Source organism: Ruminococcus champanellensis 18P13 = JCM 17042, assembly GCF_000210095.1.
GTDB classification, from domain to species: Bacteria; Bacillota; Clostridia; order Oscillospirales; family Ruminococcaceae; genus Ruminococcus_F; species Ruminococcus_F champanellensis.
Genome location: NC_021039.1, coordinates 271989 through 276734 on the forward strand (window position 1 = coordinate 271989; position 4746 = coordinate 276734).

Genomic DNA, 4746 nt, shown 5'->3' on the forward strand with positions numbered 1-4746 from the left:
TGGTAGAGTGGTACTGCGTGGATGAAGCACGCAGATTATCAAAAACAAGTCACAAGCAAATGGTCACTCCGGTAAAACGCTCCTGCGTAAGCGGAGCACCCAGACCATAAAAGATCACACGAAAGAAAACGGTCACTAAAAAATAAACCAACACGCAAAAAGAGCATCCACCAGGGATGCTCTTTTTATGTGGAGAAAGAGGTTAAATTGGCGTATTGAGCGTCAGCGTGGTCTCATTCTGCCCATAGGCACCGTCATGCACGGTGAACCACCCATCCAGCAGGCTGCTGCAAAACAGATCCTTACTGTCCGCCTGCTCGCTGTGTTCCTGTTTCCTGTTGTCCATTGTTTCCATCGCTACCATCCTTTCGCTGTCTGAGGTTTCTGTCCGCTGCCCGAATCACTGGGCAGAACTAAGTACGATCGAAGATTCCTTCAGCATCTCGTCGGCTTCCAGGGTCACATACAGATATATACTCTTGCCGGCCTGGATCTCATTGCCGGAAGTGATGCTCAGATACTTGCCGCTGACATAAGCGGAGCTGCCGTCCGGCGCTTCCTTGACGATCGTGCCGGAGGGAACGGTAAACAAAAGCTTCTGCTTGCTGGAAACGCTGCCGGCGGTGTTGGTCAGCCGGATCCGGAAGGTGGTGCTGTAGCGGCCGCCCACCCGGGTAGGGGATCCGCTCTGGGACAGGGACACATACAGTCCCTTGAGCACCGGTGCCGGAGGCGCTGCGGTGGTAACAACCGGCGGCTCCGTCCGAACCGGGGCTGCGGTGGTGCGTATGACCGGCGGCTCCGTCTCTGCCGGGGTTGTGCGCCGGGGCGTGGTCTGCCGGGGAGTCGTCTGCCTGGGGCTGGTCTGTACCGATGCCGGCTCGTCATCGTCGTCATCCGGCTCATCATAGCCCGGATCATTTTCCCAGGAGGGATTCTGCCGGGGGGTGGTGCGTGCCGGGGTGGGGTTGTTGGGATTTTCCGGCTCGTTGGGCAAAACCTCCGGTTTCTCCTCCTCCGGTACGGTGGTCACCGGGGCTGTGGGGCTATCCTCCCCCTGGATCCCCGGTGTGGTCTGCTTGATATCCGTCTGGACAGGAGTGGTTCCATCCGGGGGGATCTCCGCCCTGTATTCTGTGGTCAGCGCCGCATCCGTTGCCTGCTCCGGGGAATTCTCCACAGACAGCGTGCCCCCGTCCCGGGATGCTCTCCAGCTCCAGCCGATGAGAATGCCCACCAGCAGGGAGATCACTGCCACGATAATGAGCAGATAGGGACCCAATACGTCCCAGATATCCCGCAGCACAAAGCCCTTGCAGCCCATTTCCTTCATCTGATCGCCGTAGAACTTTTTTTCTGCATGTTCTAAATTTTCAATGTCATTGTAATTGCTGCGCTTGCCGCGTTTCATACTGTCGCCCCCCGGGAACTTTTCAGGAATCCCTTGCAGGATCCCCAAACAAGGCTATGCCGCCCTGGTTATGATTCATACTGTACAAAGTATAGCACATTGCGTACAAAATGTCAATGAATCCGTATTATAAGCGCTCGTTTTTGTAGCATATGTACAAATCCCAAACAGTAAAAATGGCACAATTGCTCTGTCTGAAGGGCAATATATGCCGAAAAAAATGGGGCTGCTGAAAATCCGCAGTCCCATTTGTGCAAATTGACCAATGTAATCAGCTCAGCCCGAAGCTGATCTCCAGGGCATTGTTCACCTGGCTCATGGAGGGAGCGTCCAGCTCTCCCATCCGCTCCTTCAGCCGGCGCTTGTCGATGGTGCGGATCTGCTCCAGCAGCACCACGCTGTCCCGGGACAGACCGCAGCTTGCCGCCCGCAGCTCGATGTGGGTGGGCAGCTTTGCCTTCTCCCGCTGGCTGGTAATGGCAGCGGCGATCACCGTGGGGCTGTGCTTGTTGCCCACATCGTTCTGGACGATCAGCACCGGACGGACGCCCCCCTGCTCGGAGCCCACCACCGGGCTGAGATCTGCGTAGTAAATTTCTCCTCTTCTGACCATGCGGAGTCTCCCCTTTTCCTGATTTCACGCTTGCGCGTCTGTATGTAGTATGACCATCCCTGCCGGGTTTAATCACCCTTTGCAGTATATGCTGCCGCCGCCGGATGGGTCGGGACAAGCCCGGGGCGGCAAATGACAAATTTATCTGAAACCCTGTGAAAAGTCTGTAAAATCGGTTGACGAAGCCGCCGGATAAGGCTATAATAAAAGGAAGAAAAAATTGCGGCACCGCCGCAGGAAGGAACCGATATGGGATTTCAAGGCTATGACAACCGGGAGCTCTCCTGGCTCAAATTCAACCAGCGTGTACTGGAGGAGGCATGCAATCCGGATGCCCCCCTGCTGGAGCGACTGAAATTCACCGCCATTTTCCAGTCCAATCTGGACGAATTTTTCCGGGTGCGGGTTGGCTCCCTGTACGATCAGCATCTCGCCGACCCGGACAAGTCCGACTCCCGCAGCGGCATGACCGCCAAGGAGCAGCTAAAGGCCATCTTCCGCCGGGTTCGGGAGTTGGAGCCCCAGCGGGACAATGCCTACGGGGAGATCATGCAGGCACTGGGGGCACATGGGGTCATGCAGGTCACCTACCCCACCGCCACCGACGAGGAGCGCCGCTTTCTGGACACCTACTTCAAGAAGGAGATCCGCCCTCTGATCGTACCCATGGTGGTGGACAAGGAGCATCCCTTCCCCTTTCTGAAAAACCAGGAGATCTACGCCGTGCTGCACCTGGAATCCAAATCCGGCGTCCGGCTGGGCATCATCCCCGTAAACGAGCAGTTCAAGCGGGTGATCCCTCTGGGGGAAAACGGCAAGCGTTTCATTCTGGCGGAGGATCTGATTCTGAGCCTGTCCCCCTCCATCTTCAAGAATTTCAAGGTCATTGACCGTACCCTGCTGCGGATCACCCGCAGTGCGGACATTGCGGTAACGGATGCCTTCTACGATTACTCCAACGACTTCCGGCAGATCATGGAGGAGCTTGTAAAGCAGCGGCAGAAGCTGATGCCGGTGCGGATCCAGTTGTCCGCCAGCTTCAACCAGACCGCCACGGACTTCCTCCGGAAGCAGATGGGCATCAAGAACAGTCAGATCTTCCCGGCAAAAGCCCCCCTGGATCTGTCCTTCGTGTACGGCATCCAGGACGTGACCCGGGAGGATACCCTGCTGTACCCCAAACGGGTGCCCCAGAATTCCCCCCAGGTGTCCGAGACCCGTCCCATGCTTGCCCAGATCAAAAAGCAGGACATCCTCCTGCACTACCCCTACCAGTCCATCCGCCCCTTCCTGCGGCTGCTGCAAGAGGCGGCAGAGGATGAAACCGTCCTGTCCATCAAGATCACCCTGTACCGGGTTGCCCGGAACAGCCAGGTGATCGACGCCCTGTGCCGGGCGGCGGAAAACGGCATCCGGGTACTGGTGCTGGTGGAGCTGCGTGCCCGGTTCGATGAGGAAAACAACATCGGCTGGTCCCGGCGGCTACAGCGTGCAGGCTGCGAGGTGATCTACGGCTCCCGGGCGTTCAAGGTGCATTCCAAGCTGCTGCTCATCACCCAGAAGAGCCGCACCGGCGTTCACTACACCACCCAGATCGGCACCGGCAACTACAACGAGAAAACCTCCCTGCTGTACACGGATCTGTCCCTGATGACCGCAAATCAAGCCATCGGCGCAGAGGCGGAGAAGGTGTTTGACGCCCTGTGTGCGGATACCCAGATCGAGGAAAACGGCATGCTGCTGGTAGCGCCCCACACCCTGCGGAACCAGGTGTTACAACTGATCGACCAGGAGATCCGCCGGGCATCCGAAGGACTGGACAGCTACATCGGGCTGAAGCTCAATTCCATTTCCGACAAGATCCTCATCGAAAAACTCATGGAGGCGTCGGATGCCGGGGTGCATGTGGATCTCATCGTCCGGGGTATCTGCTGCGTCATCGGGGGCATTCCCGGCAGAACGGAGCATATCCATGTACGGAGCATCGTAGGCAGGTACTTAGAGCACAGCCGGATCTATATGTTCGGCACCCCTGACCGGGCGAGGGTGTATATTGGCTCGGCGGACTACATGCCCCGGAACACCATCCACCGGGTGGAGGTGGCAGTGCCCCTGCTGGATCCGGCGATCCGGGCACGGGTGCTGCACATTTTCGATGTGTATCTGCATGACAACTGCAAGGCACGGCTCCAGCAGCCGGACGGCACTTATGTGCTGACCGCTCCGGCGGAGGGGGAGGAATCCCGGAACGCCCAGGAACAATTGTTCGATGAGGCATACGCCGCCGCCCCCAAACGCCGCACCAGAAAGCCTGCGGCGAAGCCGGATGCGCCCAACCCTGCGGATGCTGCAACCGCCACGGCGGAAAAGCCCAAACGTGGCAGAAAGCCCAAGGCAAAGCCGAATGCGCCCAACTCTGCGGATGCTGCAACCGCCCCGGCAGAGAAGTCAAAGCGTGGCAGAAAGCCCAAGGCGAAGCCGGATGCTCCCAACTTTGCGGATGCTGCAACCGCCACGGCGGAAAAGCCCAAGCGTGGCAGAAAGCCTCGGGCAAAGAAGGAAGAGCCGGAAACATAAGAAACAGCCGTCTTGCAGAATGCAGGGCGGCTTTTTGCGGCTGTACGCCGGGGTTTGGAGAGAATGTTCTGCTTTGGTGACCATTTTCTTCTGTGCGTTTCTTGATACTCTGCGTGCTTGGCACACGCAGTACCGTCTTACCGAT

The 4746-nt window shown here is 57.9% G+C and carries 4 protein-coding genes; 1 reads left to right on the top strand and 3 read right to left on the bottom strand.

Annotation, left to right across the window (positions count from 1 at the left end):
* Positions 1–202: 202 nt before the first annotated feature.
* The 3 genes from RUM_RS12525 to RUM_RS01225 form a co-directional block, all read right to left on the bottom strand.
* Complete coding sequence (locus RUM_RS12525; protein ID WP_015557408.1) at positions 203–355, bottom strand: hypothetical protein; 153 nt, start codon at positions 353–355, stop codon at positions 203–205.
* A 45-nt stretch (positions 356–400) separates the two neighbouring features.
* Positions 401–1411: a hypothetical protein gene (locus tag RUM_RS01220; RefSeq protein ID WP_015557409.1), complete on the bottom strand. Its 1011-nt coding sequence runs from the start codon at positions 1409–1411 to the stop codon at positions 401–403.
* Positions 1412–1682: 271 nt separating this feature from the next.
* The gene (locus tag RUM_RS01225; protein ID WP_015557410.1) at positions 1683–2024 is read right to left on the bottom strand and encodes a type II toxin-antitoxin system PemK/MazF family toxin; all 342 of its coding nucleotides are present in this window, start codon (positions 2022–2024) and stop codon (positions 1683–1685) included.
* A gap of 249 nt (positions 2025–2273) precedes the next feature.
* On the opposite strand from RUM_RS01225, the gene ppk1 reads away from it, so the two are divergent.
* On the top strand, positions 2274–4601 hold the full coding sequence (gene ppk1, locus RUM_RS01230) for a polyphosphate kinase 1 (protein ID WP_015557411.1): 2328 nt from the start codon (positions 2274–2276) through the stop codon (positions 4599–4601).
* Positions 4602–4746: the final 145 nt, after the last annotated feature.

Bases quoted from the DNA above. Each gene is read 5' to 3' on its own strand.
- RUM_RS12525 (WP_015557408.1), bottom strand. From the start codon at position 355: ATGGAAACAATGGACAACAGGAAACAGGAACACAGCGAGCAGGCGGAC.
- ppk1 (WP_015557411.1), top strand. From the start codon at position 2,274: ATGGGATTTCAAGGCTATGACAACCGGGAGCTCTCCTGGCTCAAATTC.
- RUM_RS01220 (WP_015557409.1), bottom strand. From the start codon at position 1,411: ATGAAACGCGGCAAGCGCAGCAATTACAATGACATTGAAAATTTAGAA.
- RUM_RS01225 (WP_015557410.1), bottom strand. From the start codon at position 2,024: ATGGTCAGAAGAGGAGAAATTTACTACGCAGATCTCAGCCCGGTGGTG.